This window comes from Paenibacillus etheri, assembly GCF_001012825.1.
Lineage (GTDB): Bacteria > Bacillota > Bacilli > Paenibacillales > Paenibacillaceae > Paenibacillus_AQ > Paenibacillus_AQ etheri.
On sequence record NZ_LCZJ02000018.1, the window covers coordinates 160,231 to 179,197 of the forward strand.

Consider the following 18,967-nt stretch of genomic DNA (forward strand, 5'->3'; position numbering starts at 1 on the left):
AGGGTATGCCAATGGGTTTGATTTTCTCTTTTCTCAAAAAATATAAGGTCGCTGCAATAGCTGCCCTAGTGATGATGTTTATTGAACTAGCAGTGGAATTGTCTCAGCCCTTGCTAATTTCCAAAATTATTGACCAAGGCATTAAAGAACAGAATGCCTCTGTAGTATGGCTATGGGGCGGTGTACTGGTCGGCAGCGCGGTAGTCGCGTTTATAGCCGGGGTACTAAGTTCCTTTTTTGCTGCTCATGCCAGTCAGAGTTTTGCGTTCGATCTCAGAGATAAGTTATATGAGAAGGTACAGTCCTTTACATATGAAGTATTCAATCGATTTGCTACCTCGTCGCTCATCACGCGACTGACCGGCGATGTATCGCAGCTGCAGGACACGATCTTTATGAGCCTTCGCTTTATGACACGGGTGCCACTGGTTGTGGTAGGCAGTGTGATTATGGCATTGGTCGTTCATGTGAAGCTGGGATTATTTCTCACTGTATCTCTTCCTTTGTTGCTTCTCTTCCTTTACTTTATCATGAGAAAGGCTTCTTTGTTATTTCGTAACGTACAAAATAGGCTAGACGGTGTGAATGGTGTAATTCAGGAGAATCTTACGGGAATTCGCTTAATTCGTGTGTTCGTGCGTATGGGGCATGAGATTGGACGTTTCACGGTATTTAGCGGGAATTTGATGAAATCTACGATATCTGCGCTTCGTTTGACAGAGACAACGATGCCATTTGTTATGCTTATTGTGAATGCAGCAATTATGTTGATTCTATGGTTTGGACGGATTGAGATTGCAAACGGGGATGCTACCTTAGGAGAAACCGTTGCGGTTATTAATTACTCTTTACGAACCATTGGAGCGTTATCAGCTATATCTGGATTAGTAGTTACAATTTCTCGGGCACGCGCCTCCTCACAGCGTATTACAGAAGTGATGTCAGCAACTGAAGGATCTCTTAAAGGTGAGGTTGCTACAGGCGAGCCTATACAGGGACATGTTCAATTTGAAGGCATCAGCTTCAAGTATCCTGAGAGTGATATTTCGGTGCTAGAGGATATTACTTTTGAAGTTGCTGCTGGTGAGCGAGTAGCGATTATGGGAGCCACCGGATCAGGAAAGTCTTCACTTGTCGGTCTAATTCCACGTTTATATGAAGAGACAGACGGTATCATTCGCATAGATGGAGAAAAGAGTACAGATATCGATATTTCAAAGTTGCGGCGATCGATTGGTTACGTTCCACAAGAAGTACAGCTCTTCAGCGGATCGATTCGCGATAATATCGCTTGGGGCAATGAACATGCTACCCAGGAACAAATCGAACACGCAGCGGCTGCTGCTCAAATTCACGGAACAGTGACGGATCTGCCCAATGGTTATAACACGATGCTTGGTCAGCGAGGGGTAAATCTGTCTGGTGGGCAAAAGCAGCGGTTGACCATTGCTCGGGCGCTTGTGAGGAAACCTGCTATTTTGATCCTCGATGACAGTACGAGTGCGCTTGATGCTGTGACAGAAGGACTTTTACTGGAGGCGCTAAAAGAGATTCAATGTACAACCTTCCTGATTACTCAGAAGATCAGTTCCACTGCATCTGCCGATTTGATTCTGCTGTTGGACGAAGGGCGTTTAATCGGTAAGGGAACACATGAGGAGCTTATGACAAGCTCTACGCTGTACCGCAAGATTTATGAATCACAGGTAGAGGAGGCGAAGCAGCATGTTCAAAGCAATTCTTGAACCCTTTCGTCACCCAAAACCCGTCATTGAGCTTGGAGCAGGAAGAAGCCTTGGTTCAGCTGCTGGAGGGAAGCCAAAAGCAAAGGCGAAGGATTGGGGCGGAACGCTCATGCGGATTTGGAGCTACCTTGCCGAGCGTAAAGCTAAGCTTTTTCTCGTTCTGTTAATGGTAGTCTTCAGCTCGGCTTTAGCGCTGCTCGGACCTTATATGATTGGTAAAGCCGTGGATGATTATCTGGAAGGCACTGGCGGACGATCGTGGACGATTTTTCTGGTTAGCCTAGCTAGTGTATACCTCTTCTATTCTTTAACTTCTTGGTTGCAAAATATATGGATGATCGAAATCGCTCAGGAGACTGTATTTCGGATGCGGACGGAGTTATTTTCCCATCTACATCGGTTGCCAATCTCATTTTTTAACCGCAGACAGCAGGGCGAAATTATGAGTCGTCTTACCAATGATATTGAGAACGTTAGCTCTACGCTGAATAGCTCAGCCATTCAGATCTTTTCCAGTGTTTTGACGTTGCTCGGAACGGTGGGAGTAATGCTGTGGCTCAGTCCTCTTCTTACGCTTCTCACGTTCCTGGTTGTCCCTTTGATGTTATTTGGCATGCGCTGGATTACTCGTCGTACGGGTCCGCTTTTTAAGGAACGTCAACGTAATGTGGGTGAGTTAAACGGTTATATAGAAGAGACGTTGTCTGGTCAACGGATTATCAAGGCTTTTTCACAAGAGGAACGGGTCATCACTGGTTTTCATGAACGCAACGAGCGAATTATGCTCTCTGGATATTGGGCACAGTCCATTTCTGGCTTCATTCCTAAGCTAATGAATGGACTTAATAATTTGAGCTTTGCTATTGTGGCTGGAGTTGGCGGTTTGCTAGCGATTCGGGGAGCGATTACGGTCGGTGTGATTATCGTATTTGTAGAATACACGCGTCAATTTACTCGCCCTCTTAATGACTTAGCGAATCAATGGAATACGCTACTGTCAGCGGTTGCGGGAGCCGAAAGAGTGTTTGAAGTGCTGGACGAAGAGACGGAAGCTAAAGATGAAGGTGCAGCTACTTCGCTAGTTAAAGTTGAGGGTGCAGTGAGGTTCGAAAATGTATCCTTTTCATACGATGGAGGTTCTAACACGCTGCACAATATTAGCTTTGAAGCGAAGCCTGGCGAGATGATCGCTTTGGTGGGACCTACGGGTGCCGGCAAAACAACACTAATAGGGCTGTTATCCCGTTTCTATGATCCTAATAAGGGTAAAATTACGCTGGATGGCATTGATGTCACTTCGATTCGGCGTGAAAGCCTGAGGAGTCATATGGCGTTTGTATTACAGGATTCCTTCTTGTTCAAGGGCAGCATCCGGGAAAATATTCGTTACGGGAGGCTGGATGCTTCCGATGAAGAGGTTGAAGCGGCGGCCAAGCTGGCTAACGCTCATTCTTTTATTATCCGAATGCCGGAGGGTTATGATCGAATGCTCTCAGCAGATGGTAGCGGCATAAGCCAAGGTCAGAAGCAATTGCTATCCATTGCAAGAGCTATTCTTGCCAACCCTTCTATGCTTGTCCTTGATGAAGCCACTAGCAGTATCGATACCGTGACTGAAATCAAGATTCAGGAGGGACTTCAGGCGTTGATGAAGGGACGGACTAGCTTCGTAATTGCCCATAGACTGGGTACCATTCGCGCAGCTGATCGAATTCTTGTTCTTCAAGGGGGCAGATTACTGCAGCAGGGCTCCCATGAGGAGTTGTTGAAGCAAGGTGGCTTGTACAGCGAGTTGGTGCAGGGCGGCCGTAAAGAAGCGCTTGAGAAAGCCGGGCTTTAAGCTGTGCATAAAAAGGCGAGAGTTTTCAAGGAAGCACAAGTTGCCTCTGTGAAATCTCTCGCCTTTATTGTTTTTGTGTGAGTCTCTCATCATGTATTATGAAGTGAGTCGTCGAATGGTTTGATTGCATAGTGTGCAATAGATTTCGATTTAACCTTCTATGAGATGAATTCTATTGTACAAAGTACAATGAGGGGGATTTTGCTGCTTAGGAGATCGTTTCTTGCGCTGCTGCTTGTTTCGCTTTTTGTTTCTCCTTAAACCGAGGGCCAACATAATTACGTTTGCGATCTCTAGTTAGAATCCAGCCGCCAAGGAAAGTCATACCTGCAGCAAAGAGTAGAAACCCTCCACCGAAATGCAGCCAAGCGAAATCTGGAACAACGGAGTCATCGCCATGCATAGAGATATAATCAAAAATGTCGTCCTTCATCATTAAGAAGCCCTTCATTGCTATTAAACCGGGAAACACAAGAATAAGGATGGCAATGAAGCGTGAAATTAACAGTTTCATAAGTGTCTCCTACCCCTCTTAGCCCATTAGATTCAACCATATGATAACGCTTTAGTAAGAAAAAGTCCATTTGGATATGACGTTTATAAGTTTTGTAATACTCTAAAAAGAGAGTACAATATACAATGTAAAATGAACTTACGTGTAATGAACTGGAGGATACATATCATGACAATTTCATGTGACGTGGCCATTCTTGGCGGAGGAACCGGGGGATATGTGGCAGCCATTCGCGCTGCACAGCTTGGAAAGTACGTCGTCGTCATCGAAATGGACAAACTGGGAGGAACCTGCCTGCACCGTGGCTGCATTCCTAGCAAATCGTTGCTCCGAAGCGCAGAAGTATATGCTGAAATCAATGAGAGCGAAAGCTACGGCATTGAGACAAGTGGTGTACAGCTTGTATTCCCAAAAGTACAAAAGCGCAAGGAAGCGGTAGTTGAACAACTTCATCAGGGCGTACAATATTTGATGCGCAAAAATAAAATACAAGTTCTAAAAGGCAAGGGGCGCGTAACGGGTCCCTCTATTTTTTCCCCGCGTAGCGGTGCTGTAGCTGTAGAACTAGAAGACGGTGAAATGGAAACAGTAGTCTCTAACCATCTTATTATTGCTACAGGATCTCGTCCGCGTGTATTACCTGGTCTGGAACCAGACGGGAAAATTATTCTTAGCAGTGATGAAGCACTCACGCTCGACGAGTTACCCTCTTCTATTATTATTGTTGGAGGCGGAGTAATTGGGGTGGAATGGGCTTCTATGCTGGTTGATTTCGGAGTGCAAGTTACAGTAGTTGAAGCTGCAGGTCAGTTACTGCCGCAAGAGGATGAAGAGGTAGCTAAAGAACTGCAACGCTTATTGAAAAAACGTGGTGTTAAAGTACTGACTGAAACTATAGTGGATGCTGCAACCTGTAAGATAACGGAGAATGGAATTTCGATTGATGCCCGTAAGGGAGAGCAAACCCAAAGTTTATCCGCAGAAAAGCTGCTTGTATCCGTAGGTAGAGTAGCGAATATTGAGAATATTGGTCTGGAAAATACAGATATTCGTTTTGATAAAGGAATTATCGCTGTAAATGCTAGTATGCAGACGGCTGAGCCACATATTTATGCGATTGGCGACTGTATCGGTGGGCTACAATTAGCTCATGCAGCCAGCCATGAAGGCATTATGGCGGTTAATCATCTCTCCGGTGAGAAACTCCATCCTTATCACACACATCTTGTACCGCGTTGTGTCTATACACGTCCTGAAGTGGCGAGTGTGGGTCACACTGAGAAGGAAGCTAAAGCATTGGGACATGATGTAGTGACTGGTAAATTCCCTTTCTCGGCCATTGGTAAGGCGATTGTATACGGCCAGAAGGACGGGTTTGTTAAAGTTGTAGCGGACCGAAGCAGCGGAGATATTCTCGGTGTGCAGATGATAGGCCCGCATGTTACGGATCTTATCGGGGAAGCTGCGTTGGCTCAACTGCTGGATGCAACACCTTGGGAGGTTGGCGAGGCTATTCATGCTCACCCTACACTTTCGGAGATCATTGGAGAAGCAATGTTAGCTGTAGATAGAAGATCTATCGGGATTTAGCTTTTCTTTTTGGGTGGAAAGGGATTATAATAAACGCAAGCCAAGTCTTAGTACCAGGTTTTAAGATCAGGATACAATTGGTCTTAAATCCTGTAAGACTCAGGCTTTATGAATAAGGAGGTATCTCTTTATGGAATCCCAAGATACTGTAGAAACGATTAACAGACATAAGCAGCTTGGACTAAGTGACGGCCAGGTCATCGATATGTACAGATATATGCTGCTCGCACGTAAATACGACGAGCGCAGTCTGCTGCTTCAGCGCGCTGGCAAGATTAACTTTCATGTCTCCGGCATTGGCCAGGAGGCGGGTCAGGTGGCAGCAGCATTTGCGCTGGACCGGCAGAATGATTATTTTTTACCTTATTACCGTGATTATGCTTTCGTACTCTCTGTAGGTATGACCACTCGTGAATTGATGCTGTCTGTGTTCGCAAAGGCAGAAGATCCAAACAGCGGTGGGCGGCAAATGCCAGGTCACTTTGGTAGTAAGCGTCTGCGTATTGTGACAGGCTCAAGTCCTGTAACCACGCAGGTCCCTCATGCAGTTGGTTTTGCTTTGGCAGCCAAAATGCAGAAGAAGAAATTCGTCTCATTTGTAACCTTTGGGGAAGGCTCCAGCAACCAAGGCGATTTTCATGAAGCTTGTAACTTTGCCGGAGTGAATAAGCTACCGGTTATTATTATGTGTCAGAATAATCAGTACGCCATCTCTATTCCTGCTCACAAACAGCTTGGCGGGAAGGTCAGCGACCGTGCCCTGGGTTATGGATTTCCAGGTGTGCGTGTAGATGGCAATGATCCGCTGGAAGTTTATCGTGTCGTTAAGGAAGCTCGGGAAAGAGCGCTTGCGGGGGAAGGCCCTACGCTAATCGAAGCTATGATGTACCGTTTGTCTCCACACTCCACCTCGGATAATGATTTGGCTTATCGAACCAAAGAAGAGGTTGATGAGAACTGGAAGAAGGACGGCGTAGCAGGATTCCGAAATTACCTGATTGGTCTGGGACTTTGGAGTGACGAGCAAGAACAAGATCTTATTGCTGAGTGCAATCTTGAGCTTAAAGCGGCTATCGAATATGCTGACAACGCTCCGTTCCCGAAACCGGAAGATACACTGCTGCATGTATACAGTGATTCCGACTTGAAAGGAGGAGCATAAACCATGGCTATAATGGAATATATCGATGCCATTCGGCTCGCGATGAAGGAAGAAATGGAACGCGATAAATCCGTGTTCGTGCTTGGTGAGGACGTGGGTCTAAAAGGCGGCGTATTTACCACAACTAAAGGTCTGCAAGAACAGTTTGGGGAAGAGCGTGTACTGGATACACCGTTAGCGGAATCAGCTATAGCTGGTGTGGCAATTGGTGCAGCCATGTATGGGATGAAGCCCATTGCTGAAATGCAGTACTCTGATTTTATGCTTCCCGCAACGAATCAAATCATTAGCGAAGCGGCCAAGATCCGCTATCGTTCAAATAACGATTGGAACTGTCCGGTTGTCATACGTGCGCCTATCGGCGGCGGTGTATTCGGCGGTCTGTACCATTCCCAGTGTCCGGAATCGATTTTCTTCGGTACACCAGGATTGAAGATTGTCGCACCTTACTCTGCTTACGATGCTAAAGGGCTATTGAAGGCAGCCGTCCGTGATCCTGATCCGGTTCTATTCTTCGAGAATAAGAAGTGCTACAAGCTGATCAAGGAAGAAGTGCCAGAAGGCGATTACACGGTTCCTATTGGCGAAGCCAATCTGCTGCGTCAGGGAACAGATATTACGGTTATTGGTTACAGTTTGCCATTGCATTTTGCGATGCAAGCAGCAGAAGAATTAGAGCGCGAAGAAGGCATTACCGCTCATATTCTGGATCTGCGGACCTTGCAGCCTCTTGATCGGGATGCGATCATAGCTGCTGCTCGTCAGACAGGGAAGGTTCTGATTGTGCATGAGGACAATAAAACGGGTGGTATTGGCGGTGAAGTGGCGGCGATTATCGCTGAGCATTGTTTGTTCGAACTAGACGCGCCGATCTTCCGTCTATGTGGTCCCGATGTCCCGGCTATGCCAATTAGCCCACCAATGGAGAAGTTCTTCATGCTTAGCAAAGAAAAAGTGAAGGCGGAAATGCTTCGACTGGCGCAATATTAAAATAGTTGAGTGGACGCGAAGCTTCGTAAAACTTAAAGATTAAGCTTACGAAGTGAGTTTTACTTCGTAAAACTTTTAAGGAGTGAAAAGATGTCTGACAACCAAAAGTTGACTGACGTGATCATGCCGCAGCTGGCGGAATCGCTAGTATCGGCAACGATCGGCAAATGGCTGAAGAAACCGGGCGATCCGGTAGAGCAATATGAACCATTATGTGAGCTTATTACAGATAAAGTAAACGCTGAATTACCTTCAACTATAGATGGAGTTATGGGAGAGCTATTGGCAGAAGAAGGTCAGGTTGTCAATGTCGGCGAAGTCATTTGTCGAATTGCAGTGCCCGTAACTGGATCTGCTGCTGCAAATGTGACTAACACTAGCACAGCTACTTCTAATTCCTCTAACGATGTTTCAGGACAAAAGGCTGCTTTAACTGCTAGCGATTCGATGCGTGCACGATATTCTCCCGCGGTACAGACTTTGGCGGCTGAGCATAACATCGATCTAACTTTAGTTACTGGTACTGGTATGGGTGGCCGGATTACTCGTAAAGATGTGCTAACCTTCCTCGAAGGTGGTGGAGCTACTTCCGCAGCTTCGACTGCTGCTCGTCAGCCTGCCCCAGCTGTGTCACAACCGCCTGTACCACAGTTCGTTCAAGCAGAAGAGAAGAAAGCGGAAGAGCCTCTTCGTCATTCTGGTCTACATCTGAGCGAATCGCCGCGTATCCCAACAATTGAAGTAGAGCGTGGCCGAGGCAGCAGTTCTGAATACCTGATTGATGTAACGCCAATCCGGAATACAATTGCTACAAGAATGCGCCAAAGTGTCTCGGAGATTCCGCATGCTTGGACCATGATTGAGGTAGACGTGACTAATCTGGTCGCACTGCGCAATAAACATAAGGAAGAGTTTAAACGTAAAGAAGGTATCAATCTAACCTATCTGGCTTTTATGATGAAGGCCGTTGTAAGTGCGATTAAGGATTACCCGATTATGAACTCTGTTTGGGCTGTAGACAAAATCATTGTCAAACGTGATATCAATATCTCGTTAGCGGTAGGTACAGAAGATTCGGTTATCACTCCTGTGATTAAGAAGGCTGATCAGAAAAACGTCGCCGGGTTAGCTCGTGAGATTGATGAATTGGCCCAAAAAACCCGCGAAGGCAAACTGAGTCTGGAAGATTTGCAGGGCGGGACTTTCACTGTAAATAATACCGGCTCATTTGGCTCCATTCTTTCTTATCCAATCATTAACTATCCGCAGGCAGCGATTTTAACGTTTGAATCGATTGTGAAAAGACCTGTGGTCATTAACGATATGATAGGTGTGCGATCAATGGCTAATATTTGTCTGTCACTGGATCATCGGATTCTGGATGGAGTGATTTGCGGTCGTTTCTTGCAACGCGTCAAGGATAATATTGAAGGATATACTCCGGATACGAAACTCTACTAAATAATGACGAGCTAAACTGTGCAGGCATGAGACTGAAAAAGGGGACCTGACGGTATGAATAATTCGGATATTCGTAAGCTGCAGATTTCATATGACCCCATTATGGAGTATGGAAAGGCTTGGGATCTGCAAAAGGAAAGTGTGCACGCCATTGATGCTGGTGAGCAACCGGAACGACTGATTCTTTTGCAGCATCCCCCTACCTATACAATTGGTTCACAGAATCATCCCGAACATCTTCTTCTAGATCAAGAGCAGCTCAAAGAAAAAGGAATCGCGCTGTTTGAAATCGACCGGGGAGGAGATATTACATATCATGGGCCGGGTCAGCTTGTAGGTTATCCGATCCTTATGCTCGGTGAAGAGGGTAAGGTAGATTTACACGGATACTTGCGCAGTCTGGAGGCAGTGATTATTGATTATTTGGCCTCCTACGGAATTGTAGGGGAACGGAAGCCGGAGTACACAGGGGTATGGGTTGGCGACGAGAAGATCTGTGCCATTGGCGTCAAATTTAACAAAAGCAAATTCCGAAGAGGATTCGTTACCAGCCATGGCTTTGCTTTTAACATTACAGAAGGGATATCTGGACATGGCTTTCAAGGAATTATTCCATGTGGTATCACCGAATATGGAGTGACTTCCTTAGAAGAGTGTGCAGGCCGTCATTTTGAACTTCAAGATGTGGCCAAAGAATTGGTCCCGTATTTCCTAAGACACTTTCCATATGAAGAGCAGGATGAGTTCTTCGACACTATGGCTAAAGCTGATTAGTGAACAAACAGGCAAGCCAAATAGCGGCAAGGGAATCCCTAGCCGCTATTATCAATGTTCCTTGTGTAGATATTAACCTGCAAGGAAAGGCTCGATAACCATAAAGAGCGTAGAGGCAATCATGGCGAACAACATGACGTAGATGAAGATTTTGAACCACTTATTACGTTGCATGAGTAACTCCTTTAGATTTAGTTTAAGTTAATAGCATGTAGATGGTCTTTCTGTACAACCATTGTAACGTATTCACGAAAGAGAGGGAAGTCCAGTGATTTCACAAGACAGATTGATTCAAGAATTTATGGAACTTGTCCAAGTTGATAGTGAAACAAGAAATGAACGGCAAATTGCCGATGTGCTCAAGAGCAAATTTAACGCTCTGGGATTAGAAGTTACCGAAGATGATTCCCAAGAAAGAACTGGACATGGAGCGGGTAATCTGTTCATTACCTGGCCGGCTGAGAATGGTGGAGCTGCACCAAAGCTACTGTTCACATGCCACATGGATACGGTTGTTCCCGGACAAAATATCAAGCCTTCGCTTGGCGCGGATGGATGGATTACAAGTGACGGCACTACAATCCTTGGAGCAGATGACAAAGCTGGATTAGCTGCACTGTTTGAAGCGATTAGAGTGATTCAAGAGCAAAAATTGCCACATGGTCAGATTCAGTTCGTAATTACTGCGGGTGAAGAATCTGGATTGCTAGGTGCACGTTCGATGGATCCGAGCAATTTGGATGCAGACTTCGGTTTTGCACTCGATTCCAATGGTGAAGTCGGAGCGATCGCAGTTGCGGCACCTACACAAGCTAAAATTACGATGCAAATCTTCGGAAAATCTGCTCATGCAGGTGTTAATCCAGAAGACGGCATCAGTGCGATTCAAGTAGCCAGCAAAGCGATTGCTGCGATGAAGCTTGGTCGAATCGATAACGAAACGACTGCAAATATCGGTAAATTCGCTGGTGGTGGTCCTACGAATGTGGTGTGCGATCACGTTCAATTGGATGCAGAAGCACGTAGTATCGTGCAGGAAAAGGTTGGCAATCAAATCGCTTCGATGCGTGAAGCACTGGAGACCACTGTCCGCGAATACGGTGCAGAATGCGAATTCCGCAGTGAAATTATTTATCCAGCTTTCAGCTTTAATGAAAATGATCCAGTGGTACAGCTTGCACAACGGGCTATCACTTCTATGGGACTTACACCGCGACTGTTCCACTCTGGTGGAGGAAGTGACGCTAACGTTTTTAATGGTCTAGATGTTCCGACCGTTAATCTCGCTGTAGGTTACGAGCATATCCATACTACTAAGGAACGAATTAAAGCTGAGGACATTGTTAAAGTGGCTGAGCTTGTAGTGAATATTGTTAAAGAGAGCGTAAAGGGCTAACTGTAACCTCTCTTATATTTTGGGTTGTTCAAATAGTTGATTATTCGATGAATGCGGCAGTCCTATGGTTGAAAAAGACAGCAGAGCAGCGATCCTCCCGAAACTGGAGAATCGCTGCTCTGCATTTTTGATACTGGGCATCTAGTTATCCTCGCCAATAGTGCCTATGAGGTCCGCTAGCTTATCAAAATGAGGATAAAACTGGGTTTAAGGTCCAATATATCCAATTGGTATTTCGTAAGTGCAATCGCGATCTATTCAAACGAAGTCCGAGGTGCCCCAGCAGCCATCTCTAGGCTTATAGGGCACCCCTATATTCGGATGCGCATGTATGATTAAATCCTAAGGGGAACAATGAATTTATCCTGCTTTGGTTGGAATGATCTTGGATTGATCCTTTAGGGAGAGAATGTATGTGAGAGGCATATCGCGTCCATACTGCTCTATCCACCTACTTAAAATGGCCTTGATTTCCTCCGGTTTTCCTACCATTGTGACTGCGGATGAGCTTGTACGGCTGAAGATTTCATTCATCTGAAATTCCTTCTTTCCCTTTAAGTTTGCTATAATACACCGTATGCAGAACAGAGATAAAGGAGACCAGAAATTTTATGGGAGACCAACATTTACACAGCAAGCCAGAGCTTGACGAAGTAACGCTGTCTACACAGCCTATATTTTATGGGAAAATCATCTCTTTGCAAGTGGACACAGTAAGACTGCCCGATGGTAATACCGCGACACGTGAAGTCGTGAAGCATCCCGGCGCCGTAGCAGTGCTTGCTCTGAACAACAACAAAATGCTCGTTGTGGAGCAATACCGTCAGCCCATGCAACGCACAGAGGTGGAGATTCCGGCTGGAAAGCTGGATAAAGGCGAAGATCCTTTAGTTGCGGCTGGTCGTGAGCTACAGGAAGAGACTGGATTTCATAGTGGAGATCTGAAATTACTTAAATCCTTCTATACTTCTCCCGGCTTCGCCGATGAGATTATACATTTGTATGTGACTACTAACGCTCAACCGGGGGACATGTCACTGGACGAGGACGAATTCTTAGAGGTTTCAGAGCTTACCTTGGAGGAAGCCTATCAATATATAGCTGACGGACGCATTGCGGACGCGAAGACGATGATGGCGGTGTACGCTTGGCATTTATACACGCTGACAGGCCAATGGAACTAACTCCTGAACTGAAAAGCTTCTATTGCGATTTGCATGTTCATATTGGACGAACATCGGAAGGACAAGCGGTCAAAATCAGCGGCAGCCGCGAGCTCACCTTTGCTGGAATCGCCAAAGAAGCTGCAGAGCGTAAAGGTCTAGAGATGATTGGGATTATTGATAGTCACTCACCTGGCGTACTGCGTGACATTCAACGTTCCTTGGAATCTGGAGAGATGACGTTAGCTGAAGGTGGAGGGATAGCTTATCGGGGGACTACGATCATCCTAGGTGCGGAGATTGAAATCCGTGAGCCTGAGCGAAAAGAATGTCACGTACTCGCCTTCATGCCCGACGTGGAGCGTATGATAGACTTCAGTGCTTGGATGAGTCGCCATATGCGCAATGTGAACCTTAGTTCTCAGCGCCTGTATGCTCCGGCTAGGGAGCTTCAGGATGAGATTTACGGGCGGGGAGGCATTCTTATCCCCGCACATATTTTCACGCCTCACAAGGGCTTGTACGGCTGTGCTGCAGAGCGTATGGCGGACATCTTTGATCTGGACCGCATAGCTGCTGTTGAGCTTGGGCTGAGTGCAGATTCCGAAATGGCTGGATATCTCACTGAACTGGATAATTTCACGTTTCTAACCAACTCAGATGCGCATTCACTGGGTAAGTTAGGGCGCGAATATAATGTGATGGAGCTGGCACGACCTTCGTTCGCTGAACTGCGGCTCGCACTGGAACGTAAAGATGGACGGAAGGTAAGTGCTAATTTCGGACTTAATCCTCGGCTTGGCAAATACCACCGGAGCTATTGCGGGGGCTGTGGCAGTATTATTGACGAAGCTTATGTCACATCGGAACGTTGTCAATATTGTGGCAGTCTTAAATTGGTGAGGGGCGTATTCGACCGGATCCTTGATATCGCTGACCGCCAGACACCTGTTGTACCCGCAAACCGTCCACCCTATCACTATCAGGTTCCACTTGAATTTATACCGGGTCTTGGGAAGGCTAAAATGAACGCTTTGCTGCAAGCTTTTGGCACTGAGATGAACATTTTGCATGGTTGTGGTGAAGCGGAAATTGCTAGCGTAGTAGGAGTGGATTTGGCATCTATGATCGTTCAGGCTCGCTCAGGTATATTGGAACTATCAGCAGGCGGTGGGGGAACATACGGTAAAGTCGTACAACCTGGAAAGTAGAGTTTTTTGTACTAAGGACAAGTCATATCACGGGGCGTTTTCTCATATGGTGTAACATGTAACCGGAAAGGGGAACGTCTCGATGCGTAATTTAAGGCTGATGATGAAGGAACAGACGCCTCTGTATATTTTTGTCGGCGTATTATTTCTGGTAGGTGTTGTATTTGGGGCTCTTATCGTTAGTGCGCTTACGATGGATCAGCAACAGGAGTTGGGCGATTATCTGGGGAATTTCTTTGTAACGGTTGATCAGCAGGGTCTACCAGCAGCACCTGATTCGTATTGGAGTATAGCAGCTTTAAACCTAAAATGGATTGGGCTGATCTGGATCCTTGGATTATCAGTCATTGGGTTGCCGGGAATCTTGATTCTTGATTTTCTTAAAGGAGTATTGATCGGCTTTACGGTCGGGTGTCTAGTAAGCCAATATTCATGGCACGGGATGCTGTTCGCACTTGTCTCTGTGGCTCCACATAATTTGGTACTGATTCCTGTGTTGTTAGTAAGCAGTGCAGCGGCGATCGCCTTTTCCTTGCAGATGATTCGTAGCCGAGTATTAGGTCAACGACGGACACCAGTGATTCGCCCGTTTACTATGTACACCATATTGTCACTTGTGATGGCTCTGTTGATTCTGGGCATTTCTAGTTTTGAGACCTATGTTACGCCCATCATGATGCGCTGGGTTACGCCCTCACTTGTACAAGCAGTGACGACCTTGGGCTTGCAGTAAAAGCGTTTGACTTCTCAAAGCGACACCCCCTATAATGGAAGAAGTGGTTTGAAGACCGGTGAGGTAATTTTCCAAGGGGGAGGGAGACAATGGAAGCCCGGATAGACAAAATTAAGCAACAGTTACAATCCCAAGGATACAAGCTTACACCCCAACGGGAAGCGACCTTAAGAGTGCTGCTGGAGAATGAGGAAGATCATCTTAGTGCAGAAGATGTTTTTATGCTTGTGAAAGAGAAAGCTCCCGAGATCGGTCTTGCGACTGTATATCGTACCCTGGAACTTCTTAGCGAGCTTCATGTCGTAGAAAAGATTAACTTCGGTGACGGTGTCGCCCGTTATGATCTGCGAACAGATACTGCGAAGCACCATCATCATCATTTAATTTGTGTGCAATGCGGTAGTATGGATGAGATCCGTGAGGATTGGCTAGGTCCGCTAGAAGAGCGACTGGAGAAAGAATTTAATTTCACAGTGCTTGATCATAGACTTGATTTTCATGGGATATGCTATCGGTGTAGCGATAAGAATAATTCAAACGGAAATCCGTCCTAAGTCATCTTATAATGAAATTCACTTCATAAGCTCTCTCCGGTTTTTTACCGGAGGGAGCTTTTTAATGATTGGTCTATTGGAGATATACATATCAGTCCCTTTTGGTGCATAAGGTGAAGGACGAGCAGATCTTAACTGTATGTTAGAGGGAGGCGTCCATATGATCATTTCTGTGCCCAAAACAGTTCGCAAGCTGTATTTTATGATCATGTTTGTGGCTCTAAGCTATTTGCTCTACAGTGCTATGAGCTGGCTTGGTGAATGGATTAGTCCGATAGAGAATTATGGAATTCCTGAAGGCACCGCTGTTCGGGCATTTGATCATGCCGATCGTGGTGATGATGGTCTGGATACAAGACAGCGCTTGCGCTTCTATTACTGGTACGGAGAATGAAAGCTTCGTGGAAAGCAGGAACAGGCAAGAAGAATGTCGAAGAAAGCTAAGGTGGATTCATGCAGCGTATACTAAATGTACACATCTGCAGAACCCTCATGCTGAATGTGCTGCAGGAAGTCACTATGAGTAGCTGCGCCAGGACAGGAGCGTGAAATAATGAAGTCACACTTGCAGCCTTTTTTACATTATTTGTCTGGAGATAAAGGCTTGTCCCCGAATACACTGGAATCTTACGGTAGGGATGTATCGCAGTTTCTGGAGTTCGCTGAAGAACGGGGGGCAAAGCAGCCTGAGGAGATCCGAAGATCTCATGTGATGTTATATCTTGGCTCTTTACGCGGAGCTGGACGAGCAACTGCAACGTTGAACAGGAATGCAGTGTCCCTCCGTGCTTTTTTTCATTATTTGCTGAAGGAACGTTTGATTGAGCAGGATCCAACACTGGACATGGAGACCCTGAAGCCTGATAAGAAACCTCCTATGGTGCTTACCATTTCGGAAATTGAGCAGTTATTGGCAGCACCGGATGTAAGTACCCCACAAGGGATGCGTGATAGGGCTATGCTGGAATTGCTCTATGCAACAGGCATTAAGGTCTCTGAATTAATCTCACTCAACGTGGATGATGTGCATACGGATATGAAATTTGCACGCTGTACAGGAACTTCAGGCAAGGAACGGGTGGTTCCCATTGGGACCATTGCTGCAGAGAGTGTAGCGGCTTACACTTCACTTATGCGGGACAAGCTGATTCGTGATCATCAGGAGGAACAAGCCATGTTCCTGAATAGTCTGGGTGGGAGATTAACCCGGCAAGGCTTTTGGAAAATCATAAAAAAATATGCGCGGGAAGCAAACATTGAGCAGGATATTACTCCGCATACGCTTAGGCATTCCTTTGCAGCCCATTTACTGGAAGGTGGAGCAGATTTACGTTCCGTACAACAAATGCTGGGCCATGCCGATATTTCGACGACTCAGATTTATAACGGTATAGCCCGTAAGAATATGAAGGAAGTATATGAGAGCCACCATCCTAGAGCTCGTTAATTCTGCTTCAAAGATGCTTTTTGTGAGTAAGATGGTTATGATGGAATCATACTGAAAGGATAGACTGGGGAATGATCCGCAGGTTATCTTTTAGCAGAAACGGATACCTTATATGCGGTACATTGTATCGCTAGCTTCGGAAGCGTATGTCTTCTGGAAGACGGTACAGCCGTTTCTTCTTGTTGGTACGAAAGTATATCTATATTAAAGAAGGAGTGAAGACAACAATGTCCTCATTTAAACGAATTGGTTTTATTGTTCTAGATAGTGTTGGTATCGGTGAAGCACCAGATGCTGCGAATTTCGGTGATGCTGGGTCGCATACGCTTGGTCATATATTGGATCGTGTTCCTGGTTTGAAGCTTCCTAATCTCCAGAAGCTCGGGTTAGCTAATATTGCTCCGCTGCCGCCGTTAGAGCCTGTAGCTTCTCCAACAGGATACTACGGCAAAATGCAGGAAGTATCTGTAGGCAAGGATACGATGACCGGACATTGGGAGCTAATGGGGTTGAAGATTGAGGTTCCTTTTAATACGTACCCTGACGGTTTTCCGGCAGAATTGATTGAAAAGTTCGAAGCGGCAACTGGGCGTAAGGTGATCGGAAATAAACCGGCTTCCGGTACGGAAATTCTAGTTGAATATGGCGAAGAGCAGATGAAGACCGGAGCTTGGATTGTCTATACCTCAGCGGACAGTGTGTTCCAGCTTGCAGCACATGAAGATATCATTCCACTCGAAGAGCTGTACAGCGCTTGTAAAATAGCCCGTGAGCTGACGATGGCTCCAGAATTCTCGGTTGGTCGCGTGATTGCTCGTCCATATGTTGGCGAGCCAGGGAATTTCGTTCGGACGCCAAACCGGCATGACTATGCTGTGAAGCCGCCAGAACCAACGGTAATGAACGCGCTGGCTGATATCGGTAAGGATGTTATCGCGGTTGGTAAGATCAACGATATCTTTACAGGAGAAGGGGTTACGGCTTCTTATCCAACGAAGAGCAATGAACATGGAATCGAAGTTACTATTGAGCAGCTTCGTCAACCGTTTGACGGTTTCCTGTTTACGAATCTGGTGGATTTTGATTCTTTATATGGACATCGCCGTGATCCAGAAGGATACGGCCGTGCACTGGAAGTGTTCGATCAGGCGCTGCCTGAAATTCTATCTACGCTCGGTGAAGATGATCTATTGATTATTTCTGCAGACCATGGTAACGATCCGATCCATAGCGGAACTGACCATACCCGTGAATATGTGCCGCTCTTAATCTATAGCCCACGGTTTAAACATCCAGAAAGTTTGGGCATTCGTGAAACCTTCTCTGATGTAGCAGCAACCATCGCTGATAACTTTGGTGCGAAGGCGCCGCAGTATGGGACAAGCTTTTTAGCGAAACTGAAATAAAAGGATTGTGGGTTGCTCCACAACATCAATGAAGGAGGATCGTCCATGAGCACGTTAACTCAAAAAGAAATTCAAGAAGCAGCCATTTATATAAAAGATAAATGTCCGGTGGCTCCGGAAATTGGATTGATCCTTGGTTCCGGCCTCGGTGTGCTGGCAGACCTTATTACCGATGGAGTAAGCATTCCATATGATGAGATTCCTCACTTTCCTATGTCTACTGTAGAAGGACATGAGGGCGAGCTGTTGATTGGTATGATCGAAGGGCGCCGTGTAGTGATGATGAAGGGCCGCTTTCATATGTATGAAGGTTATGGACCGGAGGTAACGGCATTCCCTGTACGGGTTATGAAAGAGCTTGGCATAGCCAGTTTACTAGTAACAAATGCTGCTGGTGGAGTGAACACAGATTTCAAGCCAGGCGACCTTATGCTTCTTACAGATCATCTTAATATGACTGGACGGAATCCTTTAATAGGACCAAATGATCCTGCACTTGGTGTGCGCTTCCCGGATATGTCGACTGCCTACAGTCGCCGCCTGATCCAGGTAGCGAAGGAAACGGCAGCTCAGCAGAATTTCGAGTTCAAAGAAGGCGTATATGCAGGTCTGCTGGGACCTTGCTACGAAACGCCTGCTGAAATCGTAATGCTTCGTACGCTTGGCGCCGACGCTGTGGGCATGTCAACTGTATCGGAGACCATTGTTGCCCGTCACGCGGGTATCGAGGTATTGGGCATCTCCTGTATTACTAACATGGCTGCGGGAATCCTGGATCAACCTCTTAATCATGAAGAGGTGATGGAAACTGCAGAACGTGTGCGTGAGCGTTTCCTGAAGCTGGTCTTAGGCTTTATACCGCAAATGTAATTTCGGGTACTGTATTTTGAATTACTGGGAGGTCATATCTATGACACAAGTGATTAAACTTAAGCCATTGACGCATGATCAGGTAGTGAAGGTAGTTAATTTGACTAAACC

General features: G+C 46.1%; 19 protein-coding genes. 16 read left to right on the top strand and 3 right to left on the bottom strand.

Features of this window, described 5'->3' with window-relative positions; translation table 11 throughout:
- Positions 1-11: 11 nt before the first annotated feature.
- Both UQ64_RS06200 and UQ64_RS06205 read left to right on the top strand, forming a co-directional pair.
- Positions 12-1,745, top strand: a complete 1,734-nt coding sequence (locus UQ64_RS06200; RefSeq protein ID WP_060622615.1) for an ABC transporter ATP-binding protein — start codon at positions 12-14, stop codon at positions 1,743-1,745.
- Positions 1,726-3,585: an ABC transporter ATP-binding protein gene (locus UQ64_RS06205; RefSeq protein WP_060622616.1), complete on the top strand. Its 1,860-nt coding sequence runs from the start codon at positions 1,726-1,728 to the stop codon at positions 3,583-3,585. The genes UQ64_RS06200 and UQ64_RS06205 overlap by 20 nt, the downstream gene beginning before the upstream one ends.
- 208 nt (positions 3,586-3,793) lie before the next feature.
- On the opposite strand, the gene UQ64_RS06210 is transcribed toward UQ64_RS06205, so the two are convergent.
- Positions 3,794-4,099, bottom strand: coding sequence for a DUF2627 domain-containing protein (locus UQ64_RS06210; RefSeq protein WP_060622617.1), 306 nt, complete (start codon positions 4,097-4,099; stop codon positions 3,794-3,796).
- A gap of 168 nt (positions 4,100-4,267) precedes the next feature.
- On the opposite strand from UQ64_RS06210, the gene lpdA reads away from it, so the two are divergent.
- From lpdA to lipB, 5 genes are all read left to right on the top strand, one after another.
- A complete protein-coding gene (gene lpdA / locus UQ64_RS06215) occupies positions 4,268-5,689 on the top strand; it encodes a dihydrolipoyl dehydrogenase (RefSeq protein WP_060622618.1) in 1,422 nt (473 codons plus the stop codon).
- 130 nt (positions 5,690-5,819) lie between these two features.
- Positions 5,820-6,851 carry a thiamine pyrophosphate-dependent dehydrogenase E1 component subunit alpha gene (locus tag UQ64_RS06220; RefSeq protein WP_042190387.1) on the top strand — a complete coding sequence of 344 codons (1,032 nt, stop codon included), beginning with the start codon at positions 5,820-5,822 and terminating at the stop codon, positions 6,849-6,851.
- A 3-nt stretch (positions 6,852-6,854) separates the two neighbouring features.
- Positions 6,855-7,841, top strand: a complete 987-nt coding sequence (locus UQ64_RS06225) for an alpha-ketoacid dehydrogenase subunit beta (protein WP_060622619.1) — start codon at positions 6,855-6,857, stop codon at positions 7,839-7,841.
- Positions 7,842-7,931: 90 nt separating this feature from the next.
- Complete coding sequence (locus UQ64_RS06230) at positions 7,932-9,302, top strand: dihydrolipoamide acetyltransferase family protein (RefSeq protein WP_060622620.1); 1,371 nt, start codon at positions 7,932-7,934, stop codon at positions 9,300-9,302.
- Between the two features lie 54 nt (positions 9,303-9,356).
- Positions 9,357-10,076, top strand: coding sequence for a lipoyl(octanoyl) transferase LipB (lipB, locus tag UQ64_RS06235; protein ID WP_060622621.1), 720 nt, complete (start codon positions 9,357-9,359; stop codon positions 10,074-10,076).
- A 72-nt stretch (positions 10,077-10,148) separates the two neighbouring features.
- On the opposite strand, the gene prli42 is transcribed toward lipB, so the two are convergent.
- Positions 10,149-10,250 carry a stressosome-associated protein Prli42 gene (prli42, locus tag UQ64_RS30690; protein WP_094872112.1) on the bottom strand — a complete coding sequence of 34 codons (102 nt, stop codon included), beginning with the start codon at positions 10,248-10,250 and terminating at the stop codon, positions 10,149-10,151.
- Positions 10,251-10,344: 94 nt separating this feature from the next.
- Here prli42 and UQ64_RS06240 point away from each other — a divergent pair, with 94 nt between their 5' ends.
- Positions 10,345-11,472 carry a tripeptidase T gene (locus UQ64_RS06240; RefSeq protein ID WP_060622622.1) on the top strand — a complete coding sequence of 376 codons (1,128 nt, stop codon included), beginning with the start codon at positions 10,345-10,347 and terminating at the stop codon, positions 11,470-11,472.
- A 360-nt stretch (positions 11,473-11,832) separates the two neighbouring features.
- Here UQ64_RS06240 and UQ64_RS30695 read toward each other — a convergent pair whose 3' ends face one another.
- Positions 11,833-12,006, bottom strand: a complete 174-nt coding sequence (locus UQ64_RS30695) for a hypothetical protein (protein WP_156417467.1) — start codon at positions 12,004-12,006, stop codon at positions 11,833-11,835.
- A gap of 77 nt (positions 12,007-12,083) precedes the next feature.
- On the opposite strand from UQ64_RS30695, the gene UQ64_RS06245 reads away from it, so the two are divergent.
- The 8 genes from UQ64_RS06245 to UQ64_RS06280 all read left to right on the top strand — a co-directional run bounded on the left by UQ64_RS06245 (position 12,084) and on the right by UQ64_RS06280 (position 18,856).
- Positions 12,084-12,656 carry an NUDIX hydrolase gene (locus tag UQ64_RS06245; RefSeq protein ID WP_060622623.1) on the top strand — a complete coding sequence of 191 codons (573 nt, stop codon included), beginning with the start codon at positions 12,084-12,086 and terminating at the stop codon, positions 12,654-12,656.
- Complete coding sequence (locus UQ64_RS06250) at positions 12,647-13,846, top strand: endonuclease Q family protein (RefSeq protein WP_060622624.1); 1,200 nt, start codon at positions 12,647-12,649, stop codon at positions 13,844-13,846. The genes UQ64_RS06245 and UQ64_RS06250 overlap by 10 nt, the downstream gene beginning before the upstream one ends.
- Before the next feature lie 82 nt (positions 13,847-13,928).
- Positions 13,929-14,579, top strand: a complete 651-nt coding sequence (spoIIM, locus tag UQ64_RS06255; RefSeq protein ID WP_060622625.1) for a stage II sporulation protein M — start codon at positions 13,929-13,931, stop codon at positions 14,577-14,579.
- A gap of 89 nt (positions 14,580-14,668) precedes the next feature.
- Positions 14,669-15,133, top strand: coding sequence for a ferric iron uptake transcriptional regulator (gene fur / locus UQ64_RS06260; RefSeq protein WP_042129744.1), 465 nt, complete (start codon positions 14,669-14,671; stop codon positions 15,131-15,133).
- A gap of 160 nt (positions 15,134-15,293) precedes the next feature.
- Positions 15,294-15,527 carry a DUF4227 family protein gene (locus tag UQ64_RS06265; RefSeq protein WP_060622626.1) on the top strand — a complete coding sequence of 78 codons (234 nt, stop codon included), beginning with the start codon at positions 15,294-15,296 and terminating at the stop codon, positions 15,525-15,527.
- Positions 15,528-15,686: 159 nt separating this feature from the next.
- Positions 15,687-16,580, top strand: coding sequence for a site-specific tyrosine recombinase XerD (xerD, locus tag UQ64_RS06270; RefSeq protein WP_060622627.1), 894 nt, complete (start codon positions 15,687-15,689; stop codon positions 16,578-16,580).
- A 227-nt stretch (positions 16,581-16,807) separates the two neighbouring features.
- On the top strand, positions 16,808-17,986 hold the full coding sequence (deoB, locus tag UQ64_RS06275; RefSeq protein WP_060622628.1) for a phosphopentomutase: 1,179 nt from the start codon (positions 16,808-16,810) through the stop codon (positions 17,984-17,986).
- Positions 17,987-18,031: 45 nt separating this feature from the next.
- Positions 18,032-18,856: a purine-nucleoside phosphorylase gene (locus tag UQ64_RS06280; protein ID WP_060622629.1), complete on the top strand. Its 825-nt coding sequence runs from the start codon at positions 18,032-18,034 to the stop codon at positions 18,854-18,856.
- Positions 18,857-18,967 lie beyond the last annotated feature (111 nt).